Below are 21,973 nucleotides of genomic sequence, written 5' to 3' on the forward strand. Positions count from 1 at the left end.
CGCGGGGACGGACCGGGTGTCCCGCCGGCGGGACCCGTCGGGAGGAGGGCCAATTTCGTTTCGGGTGCCTATTCTTGCGCGTTCGGACGCATTGGCCTACTTTTGATGGCAGCTGAAAGGGCAGTTCTGCTTTCTTCGGTTTCTCAAGGGGTCTGCTTCCGATAGCGTGGCGTGCTCCTAACTTATCCTTTCGCCTTCGATTATTGGCCCGGACCCTGGGGTGCGGGCGATTTTCGCGGCGTCCTAGTGATTGAGAAAGAGGTGGCATGATGACGCTTTCCGACATCCTCTCCCTTCAGGAGTTGGAAATCGAGTCCGACCAGGTTTTTCTGGCCAACAGTGGGGCCAGTTACTTCAACTGCGGTTGATCGGTCACCGGCGTGCGCCGCGGTTGCGCGGCGCACGCCGACTCCTTTGGTGCCAGTCAATATTTCGTAGTCGAGGGTTTCCAGACGTGATAATTCCGCACACCGAAGCGCTCGGGATCCGGCTCACCGCCGCTCAGACCCGTACCGGTAGCGCCGTTTTCGAGGAACTGACCGGTCTGGGGTTGGAGAAGCTCCCCAGCCGCGACGCCTTCACGTCCATGTCGCTCTGGCCCAACGGTCCGCACCAGCAGGTCTGCGCCCAGTTCGAGATCGTGCACCCGGAGTCGGGGAGGATCGTCGGCTACACCTCGTTGCACGAACTCAGCCCGCACAGCGGTTACGTGAAGTGCAGCGTGGCGCTCGACCCGTCCCGCGGCGGGCCGGGAGCCGCGACCGCCGCGACCGCGCTGACCGCCAACTACGCGTTCTCGATGTGGAACATCAGGAAGATCTACTTCTGGACGCTCGACGACTCGATCGCCGCGCTGGACGGCACCCCGATCGACGCCGTCAAAGAGGTCGTGTTCCCCGAGTACGTGAAGGACGGCGACCAGTTGAGGACGGCGAACGTCTTCGCCGTCTACCGGGAGCAGTGGGAGACGGCAGGTGTTGAGTTCGTCCGGACGCTCGCCGCGGGTCCGCCCGCGTCCTGACCACGCAACGGCCGGTCACGTCGATAAACGGCCGGAGGCCGGAGCTGTTGCCCGACTCTTGAGGAGGTTGGCCCGGTGACCCACTCGGGTGTGCCCGGAGGAAACGCCGCCCCTGCCGTGTCCGCGCGCGGCCTCCACAAGCGCTACGACGAGGTCGAGGCGGTCAAGGGCGTCAACTTCGAGGTCGAGCCGGGCGAGATCTTCGGTTTTCTCGGCCCCAACGGTGCGGGCAAGTCCACGGTCATCAAGATGCTGTGCACCCTCCTCACTCCGACGGGCGGATCCGCTTCCGTCGGGGGTTACGACGTCGTGCACCAACGCCAGGAGGTCCGCCGCACCATCGGGCTGGTCTTCCAGGAGCAGACCCTCGACCGCTACCTGACCGGACGGCAGAACCTCCGGTTCCACGCCGAGATCTACGCCGTTCCCAAGCACCTGGTGGAGGAGCGGATCGACCGCGCGATCGAGACCGTCGGCCTGGGCAGCCACAAGGACCGGATCGTGGGGACCTATTCCGGTGGCCTGCGCCGACGCCTGGAGATCGCCCGCGGCCTGCTCCACTCGCCCCGCGTGCTCTTCCTCGACGAGCCGACGATCGGTCTCGACCCGCAGACCAGACAGGCCATCTGGGAAGGCATCCGCGAGATCAACGAGCGCGACGGCGTGACCGTTTTCATGACGACGCATTACCTGGAGGAAGCCGAGAACTGTCAGCGGATCGCCATCATCGACGAAGGCTCCATCGCGGTGCTGGACAGCCCCCGGGCGCTCAAGGAGAGCGTCGGCAAGGACCGGGTGGAGATGGTCTCGGCCGAGGCCGACGCCCTCGGTGCGGTGCTGCTGGACCGGTTCGGGATCGCTCCGCAGATCGAGGGGGAGAACGTCGTCTTCACGGTCGCCGAGGGCGAGGAATTCGTTCCGCGCCTGTTCGCCGACCTGAAGTTCCCGGTCCGCTCCATCAGGGTGACGCCGCCGTCCCTCGACGACGTCTTCCTGGAGTACACCGGCAGCACGATCCGTGCGGCCGAGGCGCAGGCGGAACACAGCCGGGAAGCCCGCGCAGTCGCGCGATGATCGTGTGCCGGGCGCAGCCGCCGGGGGAAGCGGTGCGCAGGTGCGGGAGAGGTGGGGATTCGTGCGCGTGGTGATCGCGGCCCAGGCCGAGCGGACGCATTTTCTGGGGATGGTTCCCGTGGCGTGGGCGTTGCGGGCGGCCGGGCACGAGGTGCGGGTGGCCAGTCAGCCCGAACTCGAAGGTGTGGTCACCGGTGCCGGACTGCCCTTCGTGCCCGTGGGCCGCAACCACTCTTTTCCGAGGATGGTCAAACGCGCGGCCGGCGGCCGGACCGCGGTCTTCGACATGGGTGAAGACCGCGACGAGGTTCTCACCTGGGATTACATGAGGGATGGCTATCGCCAGATGGTGACCTGGTGGTGGCGCATGGTCAACGAGCCGATGCTGGGCGACCTGGTGGCGTTGTGCCGCCAGTGGCGCCCGGACCTGGTGATCTGGGAGCCCACGACGTTCGCGGGGGCGATCGCGGCCAGGGCCTGCGGGGCCGCCCACGTCCGCTTCCTCTGGAGCCTCGACCTGTTCTCCCGGATGCGGGGGTTGTTCCTGCGGCGGATGGACGAGCAGCCCCCCGACCAGCAAGAAGACCCCCTAGCCGCCTGGCTCACCGCCCTCGCCGCACGCTACGGCCTCGACTACGACGAAGAACTCGTCCACGGCCAGGCCACCATCGACCAGGTTCCTCCCTCGCTGCGGATCGATCCGTTGTCCGACGCCAGGTACCTGCCGATGCGCTACGTCCCCTACAACGGGCGCGCCGTCGTCCCCCACTGGCTGCGCACCCCACCCCACCGACCCCGCATCTGCCTCACCCTGGGCACCAGCGCCTCCGAACGCTTCGGCGGCTACACCGTCTCCGTCACCGACATCCTCAACGGACTCGCCGACCTCGACGCCGAAATCATCGCCACCATCCCCACCGCCCACCACCACACCCTCGGACCCATCCCCCCCAACACCCGCCTCGTCAACTACGCCCCCCTCCACGCACTCACCCCCACCTGCCACGCCATGGTTGACCAGGGCGGGCCGGGTACCGTGTTCACCTCGCTCACCCACGGGGTTCCCCAGGTCATCGCCCCAAGGGACCGGTTGTTCGACGCTCCGCTGTTGGCCCGGGAGGTGGAGCGGGCAGGCGCGGGGTTCGCGCTGGACTCCGCCGACGCCACGGGGGAGACGGTGGGGGAGCGGGTACGACGGCTGCTCGGGGAGCCGGGGTTCGCCCGGTCGGCCGACCGCCTGCGCCGGGAAATGCAGGACATGCCCGCCCCCGCCGACCTCGTCCCCCTCCTCCACGACCTCACCGGCTGAAGTCTCGCCCCGGAGCGGGGGCCCGCGGTCGGCTCAGTCCTCTTTCCGGTGCTTGACGGTGAGGCGTTCCAGTTCCGCCACGAGAAGGTCCGGTGTGGGCATGGCCAGTACCTCCTGCTGGAGTCGGCGGACGCCCGCGGCTATCTCCGCGGAACCGAGCACCTCGTCCAGCCGCTCCCGGACGCCCCCGGCGGTGCACCCCGCCCAGGGGAGCACGCTGCCCGCGGAGGCGTCGGCCAGGGCACTCGCCAGTGGCGTCGCGTCGAACAGGTCCGGCTCGGGGACGATCACCTGCGGCACCCCGTGCAGCAAGGACGTGCAGTACGTGTCGAACCCTCCGGGGTGGACCACCGCGGAGCACGTGGGAAGCACGATGTGGGAGATGCCCTCTTCGATGACGCGCACACGGTCGGGGAAGGGGGGGAGTGTCTCCCGGTCCGCCGGCGGAAGGACCAGCAGCACTTCCGCGTCCAGGCCGATCGCGCCGGCCAGCACCTCCCGCAGGACCGCCTCGCTGCGTTCGGGGTCACCGGCCCGCAGCGCCCGCCAGTCCACGAGCACGCGTCGCTGCTCGAGTGGGGTGCGCAGCCATCCGGGCAGGACGGTTGCCCCCTCGTAGGGGACATGGCGCACGCCCACCTTCTCCTCGACCACGGGCTCCCCGGCCCTGAGGGAGGCGGGAATGGGGCCGATCGAGAACTGCCCTCTGATCAGGTCCTCGGAGAAGGGGACGTCGTAGCGCTCGGCGCGGGAGGTGAGCCATTCGCGCAGCGGGTCGGCATGCTCGTGCGCGGGCTGCTCCGCCATCGCCTCCAGGTAGTTCCGGCGATTCTGGCCGACCAGGTCGTAGCTCCACAGGAAGCGGGCGTGGGCGGCACCGCACGCCTCGGCGGCCACTGCCCCGGCGAAGGTCATCGGCTCCCAGATCACCAGATCCGGCCGCCACTCCCGACAGAAGGCCACGAGTTCTTTCAGCATCGGTTCGTTGATCACCTTCCACCACCAGACGACGAACCGGAGTTGCGCCTTCTTGAGGCGGTCCCACGTCAGCTCCTCCGGCCGGTCCTCGGCCAGGTTGAAGGCGGATTCCTGGTAGTCCTGGTACTGCTGGGTCGCCGGCGAGTGCAGCAGTTTCCTGGACATGTGGTCCTCGCCGACCGGGAGTACGGTCAGGCCGGTGCTTGCGGCCGCGTCGGTCAGCTCCGGCTGGCTGGCCACTCGCACCTCGTGACCCGCGGCCCGCAGCGCCCATGCCAGTGGCACCATGCTGAAGAAGTAGGACCTGTCTGCGTATGTCGCTATGAGGATGCGCACGGTATTTCCTTTTCCTGGTACGCGTTCGGAGAAAGTCATCCGCAATGAAAAGGTCGGCCATTGAGTGCCGTCGGCGTTGTTGCCGCCTTTAACTTGGGGAGTTCGGGCTGCCGGTCCAGGTTTTTCGCGTGGGTCGGGAAGGGGTGGGGGCGTATAGCTCCCTGGCTCGGTGAACATACCATCGTGCAGGAACGGTGCCGAGTCTGGACAAAACCCGAGAGACCCCGTGTACGGTTCGGTGAAACCCACCGCTCTGTCCGACCAGGAGTTTCTGTGAAGGGTATTGTTCTGGCGGGAGGAAACGGGAGCCGTCTCCGGCCGAGTACGAGTGCGGCGTCTAAGCAGTTGTTTCCCATCTACGACAAGCCGATGATCTACTATCCGATCGCGGTTCTCATGCTCGCTGGAATCCGTGAAATTCTGGTGATCTCCGCCCCCGAATCGATTTCCCCTCTGCAACGGGTGTTCGGAGACGGAAAGCGGCTCGGTCTCGATATCGGTTACCGGGAGCAAAAAGAGCCGCGAGGAATCGCGGAGGCTCTGCTCATCGGCGAACGTCATATCGACGGCCGACCCAGTGCGCTGGTACTGGGCGACAACCTGTTCCACGGCCCCGGATTCGAGGAAGCCGTCCAGGAGGCCGCACGCACGGTGGACGGATGCGTCCTCTTCGGACACAAGGTCTTTGATCCGTGCCGCTACGGGGTCGGGGGGTTCGACCGGTCCGGGAGGTTGATCTCGATCGAGGAAAAACCGGAACGCCCCGATTCCGACTACGCGGTGACGGGGCTCTATTTCTACGGCGCCGATGTGGTCGAGGTGGCCAAGGAGGTTCGTCCGTCGGCGCGCGGCGAACTTGAGATCACCGATGTCAACCGGGCTTACCTTGCCCAGGAAAGGGCGCGTTTCGTGACGCTGGAAGACAGTGTCGCGTGGTTCGACGCGGGAACGGAGGAGTCCCTCTTCGAGTCCGCCTGCTATGTCCACTCGGTGCTGAAGGGACAAGGCGAGCGCATCGCCTGCCTCGAAGAGATCGCGTTGCGTATGGGATTCATCGACGCGGAGGCGTGTCACAGGTTGGGAGAAGAGATGAAGGACTCGCCGTACGGTCGATACGTGATGGAAAAGGCTCGGCGCTCGAATGGCACACGGTAGAGGTGAGAGCACATGAGAATGCTGGTCACTGGCGGCGCTGGGTTTGTCGGATCGAATTTCGTCCGACGCGTTCTCGCGGGCGCGTATCCGGGGGTGGACGCCTCCGAGGTCGTGGTCCTGGACAAGCTGACCTACGCCGGAACATTGGGGAGCCTGGAACGCGTAATGGAGGACCCCCGGCTCAGATTCGTCTCCGGGGACATCTGTGACACCGCTCTGCTCGACGAGGTGATGGCCGGTGTCTCGCTCGTCGTCCACTTCGCGGCCGAGACGCATGTCAACCGCTCCATCGCTGACGGTTCGGAGTTCCTGCGCAGCAATGTGAACGGGACGTTCGCCCTTCTCGACAGCGCGTTGAGGGCGAAGGTCAACAAATTCGTCCTCGTGTTGACCGACGAGGTCTACGGGACGATCACGTCGGAGTCCTGGGACGAGCAGGGCCTGCTGGAGCCCAACTCCCCCTACGCGGCAACGAAGGGCGCGGCCGATCTCATCGCCCGTGCCTTCTACAAGACGCACGGTCTCGCGGTGTGCATCACCCGGTGCTGCAACAACTACGGGCCCTACCAGTTCCCCGAGAAGCTGATCCCGCTCTTCGTCACGAACCTCCTGGACGGCGAGACGGTCCCCCTTTACGGGGACGGCAGCAACGTGCGCGAGTGGGTGCACGTCAACGACCACTGCGCCGGTATCGCCCTGGTCGCGCAACACGGTGACCCGGGGCGGATCTACAACATCGGCAGCGCCGTGGAGATGACCAACGAGCAGGTGACGGCACTGGTCCTAAAGGAGCTGGGGCACGACTGGTCGATGGTGCGCTTCGTCGAGGACCGCAAGGGACACGACCACCGCTACTCCCTCGACCACACGAGGATCCGCACCGAGTTGGGCTACCGGGACCAGGTGCCCTTCCGGCAGGGGTTGGCCGACACCGTGCGCTGGTACGTGGACAACCGGAGCTGGTGGGAACCGCTGAAGAAGCGGGTGGGTTCCACCTCGGCTTGAGGCCGAACGGCAGGGGATCGCTTCCGGGCCGCATCCGGGACCGTCCCGCTGGCGGGACACCTCGGCGGGTGCGGCGTCCTCCCGCCGGGCGGGCCGGTGAAGGGTGTGGCCCCTCCCGTGCCTGCGCTTTTCGCCTCGGCACCACTGCACGACGGATATGACAAAGGAGAGTCCATGACCTGCCTCGACCGAGGGGAGACGGTGGTTCCGCGATTGTGCGCGAAGGGCCGTGCGCATCGGAGGTCGGTCGCGTGACGTACGACCGACTCTCGCCGGCGGACTTGTTGGCCGGCGACTTCCAGGCGCCCGAGTTCACCGAACGCCCCTGGACGGTGCGCTGGGACGAACTGGACGAACCGGTCGAGGACTTCGTCATGAAACGGTTCCCGCCGGTACTGGACTTCTTCACGTCGGGGACCACCGGAGAACGCCGACGCTGGCGGCGCAGTCGCGAGCAACTGTGGGCGGAAGCGTCGCTCCTGGCGGCCATGATCGGACCCGACCGACCCGAGGCGGTCCTGTCGTTCGCTCCGCCCCGGCATCTCTACGGGGCACTCGTCAGCCTCCTCGTCCCCGCGAAGCTCGGGCTTCCTGTTTGGTACCGCCCGCAGTTCGCCGCCATGCCGCCGCAACCGCACCGGCGCTGGGCCGTCATGGCCATCCCCTGGACCTTTCGGATTCTGCTTCAGCGAGCCTCCTGGGTTCGTTCTCTCGAACGGGTCAGCGTTGTCCACAGCACGTCCGTGCTCCCCGCCACCGCCGCCGACCTGCTTGCGAAGTTCCCCGAAACCGCCTCGCTGCTGGAACTGTTCGGCTCCACGGAGACCGGTGCCATCGCCACCCGCAGGTGGAGCGGCGGGAACCCGCCCTGGGAGCTGTGCCCGGACGTCGAGTTCGCGCTGCCCCGCCCCGAGAGTACAACCGAGGGTGAAGTTCCGCTAACTGTACGCAGTCCACGGCTGGCTCGCTTTCCGGACGGCCGCGCACCGGATTCCTGGGAGATGGACGACCGGGTGCGGATCATCGACGCACGCAGATTCGGTTTCGCCGGTCGGCGCGGCCGGCTCGTCAACGTCAATGGACGCAGGATCGACCTCGAACTCATCGAGGAACGGCTGCGGTCCTCGGTGTCCTGTGCGGACCTGGCCTGCACGCCGGTGACCGACCCCCTCATCGGCGAGCACTTCGACCTGCTGATCGTTCCCGGCGGCGGCCGTACCGGAGCCGATCTCGACCTGGCCGCCGCCCTGGCGGAACTGGAATGCCGTCCCCGCAAGGTGGTTCCCGTCAACCGGATCGACCGCTCCGAGACGGGCAAACTCCGGCGGGTGCAGATGCAACCGATCTCGAACACGGGAGTGCAAACGTGACGACGGGTACCCGGCGAAATCTCGCCGCGATCGCGCGAGCTGCGGATTGGGACGCTGAACTCGCGGAGTGCGAAGAGGAGGACGCCGCTCGGATGCGCGGCGGGATGACCACCCTGGCCAAGACGCTCGCGGACGGGAAGCCGGTCTACGGGGTCACGAACGGATTCGGGCCGCTGGTCGCCTTCCCCGCAGCCGAATCGGCCCAGGAACAGGGCAGCGGGCTCATCGCCCATCTGGCGACGGCCCAGGGCAGTCCCCTGCCCCCCGACGTGTGTCGCCTGGTGGTGTGGTTGCGCCTGTCCGGGATGCGACTGGGCCACTCGGCGGTCTCCCCGGAGTTCTGGTCGCTTCTCGCCAAGTTGTGGAACAGCGGTTTCACCCCGGCGATCCCCCGGGACGGGACGGTCAGCGCGAGCGGCGACCTCCAGCCCCTGGCCAGTGCCGCGCTCGCCTTCAGCGGAAGCGGGGAGGCGTGGGTGCGCGACGACGCGGGCGCCTGGGTCTGCCTGCCCGCCGAGCGCGCACTGGAAGCGGTCGGCGCCGAGCCGGTCGAGTGGTCTGCACGCGAGGCGCTGGCCTTCGTCAACGGCACCGGGGTCTCGCTGGCACTCACCATCGACAACCACCGGCAACTCTCCCGTCTGGTGCGCGCGTCCGCCCTCCTGACCGGCAGGATGGCGCGCCTGCTGGGAGCGGATCCGCAGGCCTACCACCACGGCATCGGCGAGGTCAGAGGCCAACACGGTCAGATACGGGTGGCCCGGTGGATCAGGTCGCAGTTTCCCGAAGGGGCCGAGCGGGGCCCGGGGCGTCCGCTTCAGGAGCCCTACAGCCTCCGGTGCGCCCCCCAGGTCCTCGGAGCGGTGCAGGACCGGTTGGACGCGGAAGAGGAGATCCTTGTCCGTGAGGCCGGCGGGACCACGGACAACCCCGTCTGTTACGAGGGAGAGGTCCTGCACGGCGGCAACTTCCATGCCATGCCGGTCGGTCTGTGCTCCGACCAGTTGGGCCTGTGCCTCCAACAGGTGGCCTACCTGGCCGACCGGCAGCTCGCGCTGCTGTGCGCTTCCGAGACCAACGGTGGGCTGCCCCCGATGCTCACCCCACGGCCCGGAGCCGGCAGCGGACTCGCCGGTGTGCAGGTGAGCGCGACGTCTTTCGTCTCCCGGATCAGGCAGTTGGTCGTGCCGGCCTCTCTGACCTCCCTGCCCTGCAACAACGGAAACCAGGACCACGTCCCGATGGCGCTCAACGGTGCCAACGCCGTGGCCGAGGCGCTCGGGCACGCCTGGCTCGTCATCGGATCGCTCGGGGTGGGCCTCGCCCAGTACGCCGCACTGGTCGGCCAGGAGGCCGAGCCCGACAGCCTCTGGGCCGAGCTCGCCGAGATCAGCCCACCGCTGGACCGGGACCGGCCCCTGGCGGCAGAGGTGCGCGCGGCCCGCGACGCGATCGCCGCAGCCGCGCGGCGATGGGTTGACGGCACCGACGAAGACCAGGAGCGATGAGTGGGTTCCCCCGAGAGGACGCAGGCCATGGACTACACCGGGATCGACAATGAGGCCATCTGGAACCGGTTGGGTGACGACCATCCGGTGGTGGGCCCCGTGTCCGGGGCCACCATCGACCGACTGCTGCGCATGGTCGAGCTCAAGTCCGACGCGACCGTGCTCGACATCGGTTGCGGTCTTGGCGCCTGGTCGCTGCGCGCACTGGAGTTGCACCCCGGCTCCTCGTGCGTCGGGGTGGACCTCTCCGCGGCGCACATCGCCCGGGCCACCCGGGAGGCCGAACGCCGCGGTCTGGCCGACCGGTTCAGCGGACACGCCGTCAACGCCCGCGCGTTCACGCCCCAGGACCCCAGCGACCTCGTGATGTGTGTGGGACTCACCGAGGTCTTCGGCGGCCTGGACGGCACCTTGAAGCACCTCCGCGCCCAGGTGCTCCCCAACGGCTACGTCCTGTTGGGGGAGAGCTTCTGGCACCGCCCCCCGAACGAGCAGACCCTCGCCGCGCTCAGCCTCGACGAGGACCCCCACACCGACCTAAACGGTGTGCTCGAACAGGTCACCGCGGCGGGATGGATGCCCGTCCACGCCCAGGTGAGCACGGCCGAGGAGTGGGACAACTTCCTCTGGGCGTGCGTCCGAGGTCTCGTTGACTGGGGCTTCAACGAGCAGGACCCGGCCGCCCGGACCCGGATCCTGCGCTACACATCGGACTATCGGGAGAGCTGGCTGCACAACCTCCGCGGCACGCTCGGTTTCGTCCTTCTCCTGCTTCGCCCGGTCGCCCCGTCGGAGACCTTCCTCGTGGCCCGACGGCCGGAATGGGCCAGATGAGCGGAGGGTCTGTCCGGCCCTGAAACTGCTGCCGGTCGGCGTGCGGCGACGCTGCGCCGGCCGGTCCGGTGTGCGGGGAAGCGGCGAACGGACCGGTCCGTCGCCCCGTGGCCCTCTAGAATGGCGCCGATGGATGAATTGCGCGGGAAACAGGCCGTCTGGCGTTTTGGCAGTGAGTCGATCGCCATCCGCTACGCCACCGGGTGGTTCAAAGACCCCCTGTTGAAGAAGCTCGGCCAGTGCGAGGTGCCGATCGCGGCCATCGCCTCGGTGGATTTTCGGCCAGGAGCCGGGAAGAAGAAGGGGTGGGTCCTTCAGCTGCACCTGCGGGAGCACGCCGACCCCTACGCCACTGCGGGCGCGATGCTGAACGAGAAGGCCCAGCCCTTCCGGCTGACCGGTCCGGCGAAGACCGAGCTGTTGGCCGAGTACTACTCCGACCAGATCACCTTCGCGATCGAGAACGCCCTCGACGACGCAACGGCTACGGACCCCGCTCAGGTGGCCACCCGCCTCGTTCCCAAGCTGCCGCTGCACATCACGACGGAGGAGGGAACCGCCACCTTCGACGGTGCGTCGGTGCGGCTGGTGTGGTCCGGTTCCGCGGCCACGACGCGCAAGCGCAAGGAACAACGGCGCGAGTTCCCCCTCTCCCGCGTGGCCGCAGCCGAATGGGTGCCCTCCGACGGGTGGGAATACGGGTACCTGCGCGTGGTCGAGCACGGTTCCGCGGCCAAGGAAGCGGTCAAGCCCAAGCACGACTTCTCCTGCCTGTTGTGCGAGGAAGGGCGGGAGGGAGCGGCGACACTGCTGATGGCGGCCACCATCACCGCCTACATCTGGGCCGGAACGGCCCAACCGGCCCGCCAGTTGGGGGCCGGGCCGGAGGCCCTTCCCGCGGGGGAGCCCGGAACCGGTGACGGTGACGAGGAGGACGCTGTCTACGCGCAGATCGAGCGACTGGGCCGCCTGCACGCCGACGGTTTCCTCACCGACGACGAGTTCGCCGCCAAGAAGGCCGAGCTGCTCGACCGGCTCTGAGCCGTCCGCCGAACGCCCCGCAGGAGCAGACCTTCGGGGCCACCCTGCAACGGCGTCGTCGTCCCCGACGCAATGCTCCACGGCGAAGCGTTCCTCGCCGTGTGCCCGGCCGAAGCGTCCGGCCGGTACCGTTCCGGGGACGTCGTGGCCGGTTGCCCCCTGTCGGTTGACCTCCGGTCCGAGCCATGGCTGCTGCCGGGAGCTGGAGCGGCACCGGACACGTGAATAGGGTGTCCGCACGGATGCCCGGCGATAATGCGCGGGATCTGCGGCGGGCATTATGCGCAAGAGGACCCGTCGGTCCGTTCCGCCTCTTTGAAAAGAGGCCACTGTTCACGTGCCCGACCCGAAGAGATCGGTCCCCGCTCCGGGGCCGGGGTTTTCGGTTTGTCGAATGGAGAACACTCGTGCTCGATCGGGTAGAGGTCTACACGCAAGCGGACCCGCTTTTCTATGAAGACCCGCGCCGGTGGACGGGCGGCCCGGCTTTTCTCGGCGACGGAGAGTTCTCGATCTCCGGCCTTGACTGTCCCAGTGGGTGGGTAAGCGGTGATCAGGGGGTCTGGCGCTACCTCTTTCCAGAGGGCGCAGACCTTCCGGAACAGGGCTGGAAGATTCACGTCTCCGCAACCCTGGACAACGCCGAAGAGATCTGCGAAGCGGTCCGAGAGTACTGCGTTGCCCGGCGAATTCCGTTCAAGTATCTGATGAACCGGAGAATCCAGTTCGTTTTCTCCGCCAAATATGCGCCCCGGGCATCCAGCGGGAAACTTGTCACGATCTATCCACGTGACGAGAAGGAACTGGAATCGATTCTCGTCGGGCTCTCCGAGAAGATCGGCGGCGAACCGGGCCCCTACATCCTCAGCGACCTCCGGTGGGGCCAGGGGCCCCTCTACGTTCGCTACGGCGGGTTCGCCGAGATGCGGTGCACCGGTGCGGACGGGGAACTGGTTCCCGCGATCCGGCGCCCGGACGGCGCCCTCGTCCCCGACCTCCGCCAACCCGCCTTCTCCCCACCGTCCTGGGTCGAGATGCCGGACTTCCTGAAACCGCACCTGCGCACCGGGCAGAACGGCGAGGCCCAACAGCCCTACCGTGTCCTGAAGGCGCTGCACTTTTCCAACGGGGGAGGCGTCTACCTCGCGGAACGCCTCACCGACGGCATGACCGTCGTGTTGAAGGAGGCCCGTCCGCATGCCGGTCTGGACGGGAACGGCGACGACGCCGTCGCCCGGCAGGAATGCGAGGAGAAGGCGCTCACCCGACTCGACGGGATCTCGGGCGTCCCGGGCCTTCTCGACAGTTTCCCCCTGGGCGGGCACCGCTTCCTGGTGCAGGAGTACGCGGAGGGGCTCCCGCTCTACTCCTGGTGTGCGGCCTTCCACCCGTGGGTCAACAAGGCGGACCCCGACGACGAGGAGGTCGCCGACTACACCCGCAGGGCACTGCGGATCATGGACCGGCTCAAGGAGATCGTCGGCGAGGTGCACAAGCGCGGCCTGGTCTTCGGTGACCTGCACGTCAACAATGTGCTCGTCGATGCCGACGACACGGTGACGCTCATCGACTTCGAGCAGTCGTTCGACGCGGCGGACGCCCAATGGAAGCCGGGGCTCGGCGCACCCGGCTTCAACGTCGCGCAGCGGCGCGGGACCGCCATCGACGACTACGGAATGGCCGCCCTGCGCCTGGTGGTGTTCATGCTGTTCAGTCCGATCACGGTCCTTGACTCGGCCAAGGCCGCGGAGTTCGTCGCGATCGTGCGCCGCAACTTCCCCGTCCCCCCGGAGTGGGCGGACGAGATCGAAGCCGAGATGGTGCCGGAAGGCACGGCCGCCGCCTCCGGGCAGTGGCCGCCCGCCGCGGCCCCGTCGCCGGCGGCGATCGCCGCCGGGGTTCTCGCCTCGGCGACCCCCGAGCGTCGGGACCGCCTCTTCCCCGGGGACATCCAGCAGTTCGTCTCGGGTGGCTTCGGTTTCGCGCACGGCGCGGCCGGCGTCCTCTGGGCACTGGACACGGCGGGCCACGGCCGCCACCCCGACCACGAACAGTGGCTGATCGACGCGGGGCGGCGACTGGTCCGGCCCAACCCGGGGTTCTACGACGGTGTGGCCGGTCTCGCCTACGCCCTCGACCACCTCGGATACGGGGAAGAGGCGGCCGACCTGCTGGAGCGGCACGCGGATGCTCCCAGCGGGGGCATGTCCCTCTTCTCGGGCCTCTCCGGGGTCGGTGCCACCCTGTTGCACTTCGCGGACAGCCACGGGGACGCCCGGTATCGGGAGCGGGCCGTGGCGCTGGCCGACCGGCTCGCCGGCTTCGTGGAGAACGGCCCCCCGGAGGGCGCGGAGCGGGCGAGCAGCGGGCGGACCGCAGCCCTGCCCGTCGGCCTCATGCGCGGGTGGTCGGGAATCGCGCTCTTCTTCGTCCGTATGTATGAGCAGACCGCCGACCCCGCCTGTCTCGACGCCGCGGTCCGTGCGATCCACCGGGACCTCGACCACTGCGTGACGTCGGATGACGATGCCCTGCTGGTCAAGGACAAGGGGGCCCGAGCCCTGCCGTACCTGGAAGCAGGCGGCATGGGGATCGCCCTGGTGGCGGGCGACCTGTTGGCCCACCGGGAGGACGCCCGGGTGCGCGAAGCCGTTCCGGGCCTGTGCCGTTCGGCGCTGGCCCGATTGACCGTGCGGGCCGATCTGTTCTTCGGCAAAGCGGGGCAGCTCGTCACCCTGGCCAGAATGGGCGGTGCGCCCGAGGCGGTCGAGGAGCGCGCCCGCGAGTTGGCCGCCTACACCCTGCCCTACCGCGGCCACGTCGCTTTTCCCGGCGGCCGTGGTATCCGTTTGTCGATGGACCTGGCGACCGGGGGCGCCGGCATACTCCTGGCCCTGGCCACAGCGCGCGGACAGGGGGCGCCGTTCCTGCCCTTCTTCTCCGCGCGGGGCTGCGAGAGTTCTGCGGGAGGCAACGCGTGACATCGTCGGACACGGCCGTCCAGGCACCGGACTACGGGTTCTCCCACGACCTCAGGGTCGTCAAGGTCGTCCTCCAGCGCGATATCTTCCGCTTTCTCCACGACGTCGGACGAGCGGTCTCCATGCTCTTCCAGGGCGTGATGATGCTCTTCGTGATCGGCGTCGGATTCGGCTCGCTCGTGCCGAGCGCACCGGGTGGCGCGGACCTCACGACGGTCATGTTCCCCGGTGTCATCACGATGGTGGTGATCGGCACCGCCATGTCCTCGGCGGCGTCGATCGTCTCGGACCGGGAGTTCGGCTTTCTGCGCGAGATGCTCGCGGCCCCGGCCCGGAGGATCGCCATCGCGTTGGGCAAGGTGCTGGCGGGAGCGCTGCTGGCGACGTTCCAGGGGTGTCTGATCCTGGCCATGGCGGGTTTCGCGGGCATCCCCTACGCGCCCTCGCTGCTGCTGACGCTCGTCGGCATGATGTTTCTGGTGGCCTTGACGACGTCGGCTCTCGGTGTGCTGATCGCGACCGCGGTGAAGAGTATCGAGGCTTTCATGGGGGTGTCGCAGATAGCGGTCATGCCCCTGGTCCTGCTCTCCGGTGCGCTCTTCCCGGTGGGCAACCTGCCGGCCTTCCTGGGAGCGGTGACGCTGGTCAATCCGGTCACCTATGCGGTGGACCCCATGCGTCAGGCGGTGTTCGCGCACGTGGAGACCACTCCCGAGACGGAGGCGTTGTTCAACCCGGGGATCACCTGGTTCTCCTGGCAGGTGCCGTGGACGCTGGAGGTGGCGATGGTCGGTGGTGCGGGGCTGGTGTTCCTCGTCCTGGCGGTCGCCCGGTTCAGGCGGGCCGAACACTGAGCCGTCCCTGAGGGGCTGGTTCCGGGGGCCGGCCGGAACGTCCGGCGATCGCCCGCGGTGGCGATCCGGAGGTTCCGGCCGAGGCACGTGGTCGAAGGATCGCGGCGCTCATCCCGTCCCCGGCGCGGTCCGGCGTCCGACCGGGGGCGTTCCCGGCTTCCCCGTCCCCTATTTCCGAGCGGGTCGCGCGCCGATGTCTCGCTGTCCCAGCAGTCGGCTGTGCGACGCCCCAGTGAAAGGATGGGCTCCTCGCCGGGAGGGGGAATCGGCGACGAAATGGCGAATTCGCAGGTCAGGGCGCCACTTTGGCAAATTATTGCGATCTGTAATGCTTGTTAGTATTCAGGGTTGAAAATGAGTACTGCGGGGAATTATCTTATATATAGATGATTTGTCCTGATTGCTGACTGCGGGGCCCATGAGAGCGGATGCTGCAATCCAGGTGGAACGATGACCCACGTGACGCATGTGCACCTGCTCGGTGAGGTCGCGGTCCGGGTCGAGGGGCGGGAAGTCAACCTGGGGCCGGCCAAGCAGCGCGCGGTCTTCTCGGTGCTGGCGATGCACGCCAACCGCGTGGTGAGCAGGGACGAACTCATCCAAGGGGTTTGGGGCGCCAAGGTGCCCGCCACCGTCGAGAGCAGCATCTACACCTACGTGGCACGTCTGCGCCGTCTACTCGAACCCCAGCGCAGCGCCAGATCGCCCTCGGAGGTCCTGATCCAGGACGGTTCGGGCTACCAGTTCCGGACCTCCCCCCAACTGATCGACGTGCAGTTGTTCGACCGTCATCTGCAGCAGGCGCGGTGCCACGGAAGCGGGGGCAACCTCGACGACGCCGTGGCCGAGCTCGACGCGGCGCTGTCGCACTGGAAAGGGCTGGCCTTCGCAGGCTTGTCCGGTCCGTTCATCGAGGTCGAGCGCAACCGTCTGGACGCCCTCAAGTTCACCGCCATGGAAGAACGCCTCTGGGCGCTCATCGAGCTCGGCCGGCACCAGGAGGCGATCGGGGAGCTCTCGACGCTCGCGCTGGTCCACCCCCTGCGGGAGAAGGTCCGCAGCCTGCTGATGCGGGCCTACCACGAGAGCGGCCGAAGGGCCGAGGCACTTGCCGAGTTCCGCGACATCCGGACCCGGTTGGTCACCGAACTGGGCATCGAACCCGGGGTCGATCTGCAGAACGCGCACGAACGAATCCTGCGTGAGGACACCTCGCGCAGACAGGCCGTCACCCCTTCCGCGTTGCCGGTCACCCGCAACGGGCGGATCGTCCCCGCGCAACTGCCGCGGGACATCTCCGCCCTCCGCGGTCGTGAGGAAGAGCTGCAACGGTTGCGCAGGCTGGCCACCCACCCCGAAGCAGCGGACAAGACGCCGGTCTTCGCGATCGACGGTCCTCCAGGGGTCGGCAAGAGCGTGTTCGCGATCCGCTTCGCCCACCAGATCTCCACCGATTTCGCGGACGGGCAGCTGTACCTCGACATGCGCGGGTTCTCCGAGAACTCCGCTCCGCTGACGGCCGCCGACGCCAAGGAGATCCTGCTCGGCGGCCTGGGAATTTCCGTCCCCGCCGGGATGGACACCGATCCCCAGCAGCAGGCCGGTTTCTACCGAAGCGCGCTGGCAGGAAGACGCCTGCTCATCGTGCTGGACAACGTGCGTTTCGTCGAGCAGGTCCGGCCCCTGCTCCCGGGCGGTTCCTCCTGCCTGGTGCTGGTGACGAGCCGCAACCGGCTCTCCGGGTTGGCGGTCCGCGACGGAGCCTCCCTGATCACTCTGGACGGCCTCTGCGAATGGGACGCGGTCGCGGTCATGGAGGAGGTCATCGTCAGAGGCGGAGGCACACCACCGTCCTACGAGCGTCTCGGGGCGATCGCGCGCATGTGCGGTTACGTCCCCGTCGCCCTGTGCGCGGCCGCGGAGAAGATCGCCACTTCGGGGCCCGATCCCGTGGAGGAGATGATCGTGCAGGACGGCCTGTTGGAACTCCTCGACCTCGGCAGTGATCCCCTCACCTCCATACGTTCGGCGCTGCTGTCCTCCTACCGGACCCTGTCCCCGCAGGCCGCCAGGATGCTTCTGGCGCTGGGGCGGGCCGACACCCCGGACTTCGACCTGTCGGCCGCGGCGAAACTGGCCTGCACCAACTCGCCCGAGACCTGGCGGGGCCTGAACCTGCTCAACCGCTCCTCCCTCGTCCAGCAGGGGACGGACGGCCGTTTCCGGATGAACGCCCTGGTGCGCGCCTACGCGCGTGCGCTCAACGCCAAGGACATGCAGGGCTTCGACTCGTCGGTGTGCTGACCGATCGGACCGGGACGGGGGAGGCCCCGCCCCGGTCCGATCGCTGAGGTCAGAGCACCGTGACCTCCGGGACATACCTGATCCACCGGCCGCCGGCGTCGCGGAACCCCTGCTCCTTCGCGATCACCTCGTCGGCGTGGTTCCACGCGAACAGCACCGCGTAGTCGGGGTAGGGCAGCGCGAAGTCCTCGGGCTTGCGCACCGGGATGTGCGAACCGGGGGTCAGCCGTCCCTGCTTGGCCGGAGTGCTGTCGCAGATGAACTCGACCAGGTCGGAGTCGATCCCGCAGTAGTTGAGCACGGTCGCGCTCTTCGCGGTGGCCCCGTACCCCACCACGCGTTTGCCGGCGTCGCGCAGCGACCGCAGCTTCTCCAGGAGGCGTTCCCGGGTGGCTTCGACGTTCGCCCCGAACCGTTCCAGCGTTGCGGTCGAGGTGAGCCCCTGCTCCCTCTCCTCGCGCAACAGTTCGGCGACCGCTGCGGACACAGGACGCGAACCCGCGTGCGCCACGGTGTAACGGACCTCTCCGCCATGGGTCGGCAGGCGCTTGACGTCAACGAGTTCCAGACCGAACCGGGTGACCATGTTCGCCACGGAGCTCGCGCTGAACAGGAAGAAATGCTCGTCGTAGATCTGGTCGAAGGACGTCCGCTCCACGATGTCGGCGAAGTAGGGGTCCTCGAAGACGAAGGAGCCGGTCGGGGAGAGCAGCGCCGCGACGCCCTTGAGCACCGAGTCCACGTACGGGATGTGCGAGAACGTGTTGGCGGAGTAGATGACGTCGGCCGTCCCGTGCGCCTCCAGGGTCTCCAGCGCCGTCAACTCCTCGAAGAAGTCCTTTCGGACGGTGATGCCCTCGGCCGCGGCGAGGTCGGCGACTCCGCCCGAGGGCTCCACCCCCAGGTGTCGGACCCCGGCCGCCGCGATGACCTTGAGCATGGCGCCGTCGTTGGAACCGATCTCCACGATGAACGGGTCGGGGCCGCTGAGCTCGGCAGCGAGGAACCCCTTCGCGGTTTCCTCGAAGTGCGCCTGCATGACCACCGAGCCCGACGAGTGGTACGGGTAACCGTTGTGGAACATGCGGTCCCGGGGGACCTCTTCCATGAGCTGAACCATCGTGCAGTCCGCGCAGGCGCCGACCGCCAGTCGGTAGAAGAACTCCTGTTCGTCGCTTCCCGGCTCCCTGAACGCGTCGGCAAGGGGCTGGCGCCCGAAGTCGAAGAACTCGTTCACGACACCGGAACAAATGCGGCATTCGGATGTGGTGGGCAACATGCACTCCTCGGCTGCTCGGGATTTTCTGCTATCGGAGGGAGAACACCCGTCCAAGAGGTCGGGACGGGGCGTGCGGTCATGTCCCGCCGGCAAGACATCTCCGGGGGGCACCCGGCTTACTTCGGGGCGCTGTCCGGCTGCTCCAGCCACCACGGGTTCGCACGGGCCCAGTTGACGAACCGGGTGATTCCGTCCCGGAGGTTGACCGTGCTCTTCCAGCCCAACCGGGTGGACATCTTCGTGGTGTCGGGCACCCGTCGATCGAGGTCCTGGTAGGCATCGCCGAAGTGTGCCCGCGTGGCGGTGTTGTCGAAGTCGATGTCCAGGCCGGTCAGCTCGATGACGAGTTCGACCGCGGCCCTGATCGACACCTCGTCGGAGCTTCCGACGTTGAAGCACTCGCCCAGGGAGTCGGTGCTCGCACCGATCGTCACGGTCGCGTCGATCGCGTCTTCGACGTAGGTGAAGCTTCGGGTCTGGCGGCCCTGGTCGTAGACGACCGGGGCGATGCCCCTCAAGGCCCGGTGCACGCTGCGGCTCACCAGGAACGCCGGACGCTGTCGCGGTCCGTAGAGGTTGAAGTAGCGGATGATCGAGGCGTTGAGGCCGTGCTGGCGCATGAACGCGAACGTGAGGTGTTCGGACAGCGCCTTGCTCGTCGCGTAGCTCCAGCGGTCCGCGGTGGTTGAGCCCAGGAGGCGGTCGGCGTCCTCGGTCCAGGGCACGTCGGGGTTCTTGCCGAACACCTCGCTGGTGCTGGAGAACACGACCTTGGCGTCCGCGCGTACCGCCAGGTCCAGCACGGCACGCGTCCCGGAGAAGTTGACGTCGATGACGTCCAACGGACGTTTCAGGTACTGGTCAACGCCCACCAGCGCGGCGAGGTGGTAGACGGTGTCCACCCCGGGGGTGATCACCCGTGCGAGCTGGTCGGCGTCGCGGATGTCACCCGTCACGTACCTGACGTTGGCCTCGTCGCCGGTCTGGTCGCCCGGGCGGTCCTGGGAGTCGAAGACCACCACGTTGTCGCCGCGGCGAACGAGACTGTCCACGAGGTGGCTGCCGACGAATCCGCAGCCTCCGGTCACTACGACATTGGCCACAGGGCTCACCTTCCGATTCCGCGGTAGACGAATCCGGATGCGCGCAGCGCCTCCACCCGTTCGGCGGAAAAGTGCGCGCGTCCGTTGACGATGACGCAGCGCTCGGCGGCATGGCCGCGAAGCGCGTTCAGATCCAGATCCTCGAACTCCCGGTGCCATGCGAGCACCGCCAGGCAGTCGGCCCCTTCGACGGCTTCCTCGACCGAGGAGGCCAGTCCGACGCCGAAGGTCGTTTTCGCGTCCGCCGGGTCCACGAGGGTGTCGAAGAGGGCGACATCCGCCCCTGCCTCGATCAACTCCGCGACGACAGGGGCGGTCGGTGTGGAGCGCACGTCACCGGTGTTGTTCTTGAAGGCCAGTCCGATGACCGCGACCCTCGACTCCTCGGGCCGTTTCCCCAGTTTTTCCAGTTCGTCCACGATGAGACCGGCGGTGTAGGCCGGCATCGAGTCGTTCACGGCGCGGGCGGTGGCAATGGTCTGCAACTCGACCCCCTTGTCGCGTGCGGCCCGCCAGACCATCCAGGGGTCCTTGGTCAGGCAGGATCCGCCCACCCCCACACCGGGGAGCAGGACGTTGACACTGCCAGCTCCCTTGGGAACCGCGTTGGTCGCCTTGATGACCTCGATGGCGTCCACACCCATGGCGGAGCAGAACTGGGCCAGTTCGTTGGCCAAGGCAATGTTGTGGTCAACCCACCAGTTGTTGGCCAGTTTGACCACCTCGGCGGTTTCCATCGAGGAGCACGGGACCGGGGTGACCCCGATGGTGCGGCGCCAGAATTGTGCGGCGGCCTCGGTACTTGCCGTGCACCAGCCGCCTACGACGATCGGCAGGTTGCGGAGCTCGGAGAGCGCGGCACCCTGGGAGAGGCGCTCGGGACAGAACGCCAGCCCGAAGTCGGTGCCACAGGTGAGGCCCCCGGCTTCGAGCAGCGGGACGACGAGTTCGCGCATCGTTCCCGGTGGGACCGTGCTTTTGACGATGACCAGCTGCCCGGGGCGGATGTGGGGCCCCAACTGTGCGCAGGCGCTGCGCAGTTGCGCGTCCATCAGCAGGCCCTGTTCGCGGATCGGGGTACCGACCGCCACGATGACGACGTCTGCGGACGAGACGGCCTGGTAATCCGTGGTGACGCGGAGCCGTCCCGCACTCACGCCCTGGGCGAGGAGTTCGGGCAGGCCCGGATCCTTGAACCGGCATGTCCCCACCTCCAGTTCCTCGACGAGGAGCGGGTCGGTGTTGACACCGACCACATTCATACCGGTGTCCGCCAGAGTGGCGGCCAGGCATGAACCGACGTAGCCCAGACCGATGACCGCGGTCGTGGTGTCCTCCCGATCTGGCAGGAAACGCATAGGGAATCCTTTCGGCTCTCAGTTCGCTGCTGCAATAGGACAGGGACCTTCGCGGTGACGGAATTTCGCTGGAACCCACCTGCTGGGCGCACGGATGCTAACCGGTTTCGCGGTGAGAAGTCTTTGGGTGGTGGTCGGAGATTGGCGGGGCCCGACGGTCGGGAGCGCACGGAGAATATATCCGGTGTATTCCCGGGAGGGTGGGGCTGCGCCTCCGATGCCTGCTGCATTGTAATAGCAGTTCGAGGGCGGGGAAAGACTGATTGCGGTGATGATATCCGCGGTGGAGTTCCTCTCCGGGCGTGGTTCCCCTCCGGTGGTGAACGGTAGGGGAACCGAGAGATGGCAGCCGCTCGGAGCTCGGCAAACGAGGAGGATCTGCTGTGCGGTGGCCTATGCGGGGGCCCAATGCGTTCTTCGCCCGGCCCGCGGGTGTTCGCGTGACGGTCGCGGAGTGGCGTAC

The 21,973-nt window shown here is 67.6% G+C and carries 17 protein-coding genes; 13 read left to right on the forward strand and 4 right to left on the reverse strand.

The genetic code is table 11. From position 1 onward, the window contains the following. Positions 1-266 precede the first annotated feature (266 nt). The 4 genes from AC0VYP_RS01390 to AC0VYP_RS01405 all read left to right on the forward strand — a co-directional run bounded on the left by AC0VYP_RS01390 (position 267) and on the right by AC0VYP_RS01405 (position 3,404). Positions 267-368 (forward strand): SapB/AmfS family lantipeptide, encoded by a 102-nt coding sequence (locus AC0VYP_RS01390; RefSeq protein WP_285761587.1) that lies wholly within the window; start codon positions 267-269, stop codon positions 366-368. An 86-nt stretch (positions 369-454) separates the two neighbouring features. Then, entirely contained in the window at positions 455-1,021 is a 567-nt protein-coding gene (locus tag AC0VYP_RS01395; RefSeq protein ID WP_285761586.1) for a GNAT family protein, read from the forward strand. 75 nt (positions 1,022-1,096) lie between these two features. Further along, positions 1,097-2,095, forward strand: coding sequence for an ATP-binding cassette domain-containing protein (locus tag AC0VYP_RS01400; protein WP_475472129.1), 999 nt, complete (start codon positions 1,097-1,099; stop codon positions 2,093-2,095). 61 nt (positions 2,096-2,156) lie between these two features. Beyond that, positions 2,157-3,404 carry an activator-dependent family glycosyltransferase gene (locus AC0VYP_RS01405; RefSeq protein ID WP_475472130.1) on the forward strand — a complete coding sequence of 416 codons (1,248 nt, stop codon included), beginning with the start codon at positions 2,157-2,159 and terminating at the stop codon, positions 3,402-3,404. Between the two features lie 33 nt (positions 3,405-3,437). Here the strand turns inward: AC0VYP_RS01405 and AC0VYP_RS01410 are convergent, their stop codons facing one another. Further along, positions 3,438-4,718: a nucleotide disphospho-sugar-binding domain-containing protein gene (locus tag AC0VYP_RS01410; RefSeq protein ID WP_285761583.1), complete on the reverse strand. Its 1,281-nt coding sequence runs from the start codon at positions 4,716-4,718 to the stop codon at positions 3,438-3,440. A 273-nt stretch (positions 4,719-4,991) separates the two neighbouring features. Between AC0VYP_RS01410 and rfbA the strand changes: the two genes are divergently transcribed. From rfbA to AC0VYP_RS01455, 9 genes are all read left to right on the forward strand, one after another. Beyond that, a complete protein-coding gene (gene rfbA / locus AC0VYP_RS01415; RefSeq protein ID WP_475472131.1) occupies positions 4,992-5,873 on the forward strand; it encodes a glucose-1-phosphate thymidylyltransferase RfbA in 882 nt (293 codons plus the stop codon). Positions 5,874-5,885: 12 nt separating this feature from the next. Continuing rightward, positions 5,886-6,878, forward strand: a complete 993-nt coding sequence (gene rfbB / locus AC0VYP_RS01420) for a dTDP-glucose 4,6-dehydratase (RefSeq protein ID WP_475472132.1) — start codon at positions 5,886-5,888, stop codon at positions 6,876-6,878. Between the two features lie 251 nt (positions 6,879-7,129). Next, positions 7,130-8,248 (forward strand): AMP-binding protein, encoded by a 1,119-nt coding sequence (locus AC0VYP_RS01425; RefSeq protein WP_475472133.1) that lies wholly within the window; start codon positions 7,130-7,132, stop codon positions 8,246-8,248. Beyond that, positions 8,245-9,756 (forward strand): aromatic amino acid ammonia-lyase, encoded by a 1,512-nt coding sequence (locus AC0VYP_RS01430; protein WP_285761579.1) that lies wholly within the window; start codon positions 8,245-8,247, stop codon positions 9,754-9,756. The genes AC0VYP_RS01425 and AC0VYP_RS01430 overlap by 4 nt, the downstream gene beginning before the upstream one ends. Beyond that, the gene (locus tag AC0VYP_RS01435) at positions 9,757-10,590 is read left to right on the forward strand and encodes an SAM-dependent methyltransferase (protein ID WP_285761578.1); all 834 of its coding nucleotides are present in this window, start codon (positions 9,757-9,759) and stop codon (positions 10,588-10,590) included. A gap of 129 nt (positions 10,591-10,719) precedes the next feature. Beyond that, positions 10,720-11,631, forward strand: coding sequence for a DUF4429 domain-containing protein (locus tag AC0VYP_RS01440; RefSeq protein WP_475472134.1), 912 nt, complete (start codon positions 10,720-10,722; stop codon positions 11,629-11,631). Positions 11,632-12,038: 407 nt separating this feature from the next. After that, entirely contained in the window at positions 12,039-14,612 is a 2,574-nt protein-coding gene (lanKC, locus tag AC0VYP_RS01445) for a class III lanthionine synthetase LanKC (RefSeq protein ID WP_475472135.1), read from the forward strand. Next, positions 14,609-15,466, forward strand: coding sequence for an ABC transporter permease (locus AC0VYP_RS01450; RefSeq protein ID WP_285761575.1), 858 nt, complete (start codon positions 14,609-14,611; stop codon positions 15,464-15,466). Before lanKC ends, AC0VYP_RS01450 begins: the two co-directional genes overlap by 4 nt. A gap of 450 nt (positions 15,467-15,916) precedes the next feature. Further along, the gene (locus tag AC0VYP_RS01455) at positions 15,917-17,770 is read left to right on the forward strand and encodes an AfsR/SARP family transcriptional regulator (protein ID WP_475472136.1); all 1,854 of its coding nucleotides are present in this window, start codon (positions 15,917-15,919) and stop codon (positions 17,768-17,770) included. Positions 17,771-17,819: 49 nt separating this feature from the next. On the opposite strand, the gene AC0VYP_RS01460 is transcribed toward AC0VYP_RS01455, so the two are convergent. The 3 genes from AC0VYP_RS01460 to AC0VYP_RS01470 all read right to left on the reverse strand — a co-directional run bounded on the left by AC0VYP_RS01460 (position 17,820) and on the right by AC0VYP_RS01470 (position 21,510). Next, a complete protein-coding gene (locus tag AC0VYP_RS01460) occupies positions 17,820-19,049 on the reverse strand; it encodes a methyltransferase domain-containing protein (RefSeq protein WP_475472137.1) in 1,230 nt (409 codons plus the stop codon). 116 nt (positions 19,050-19,165) lie between these two features. Then, positions 19,166-20,152 (reverse strand): NAD-dependent epimerase/dehydratase family protein, encoded by a 987-nt coding sequence (locus tag AC0VYP_RS01465; RefSeq protein WP_475472138.1) that lies wholly within the window; start codon positions 20,150-20,152, stop codon positions 19,166-19,168. 5 nt (positions 20,153-20,157) lie between these two features. Beyond that, positions 20,158-21,510 (reverse strand): nucleotide sugar dehydrogenase, encoded by a 1,353-nt coding sequence (locus AC0VYP_RS01470; RefSeq protein WP_475472139.1) that lies wholly within the window; start codon positions 21,508-21,510, stop codon positions 20,158-20,160. Between the last annotated feature and the right edge of the window lie 463 nt (positions 21,511-21,973).

The organism is Nocardiopsis sp. iso_186, from assembly GCF_056173365.1.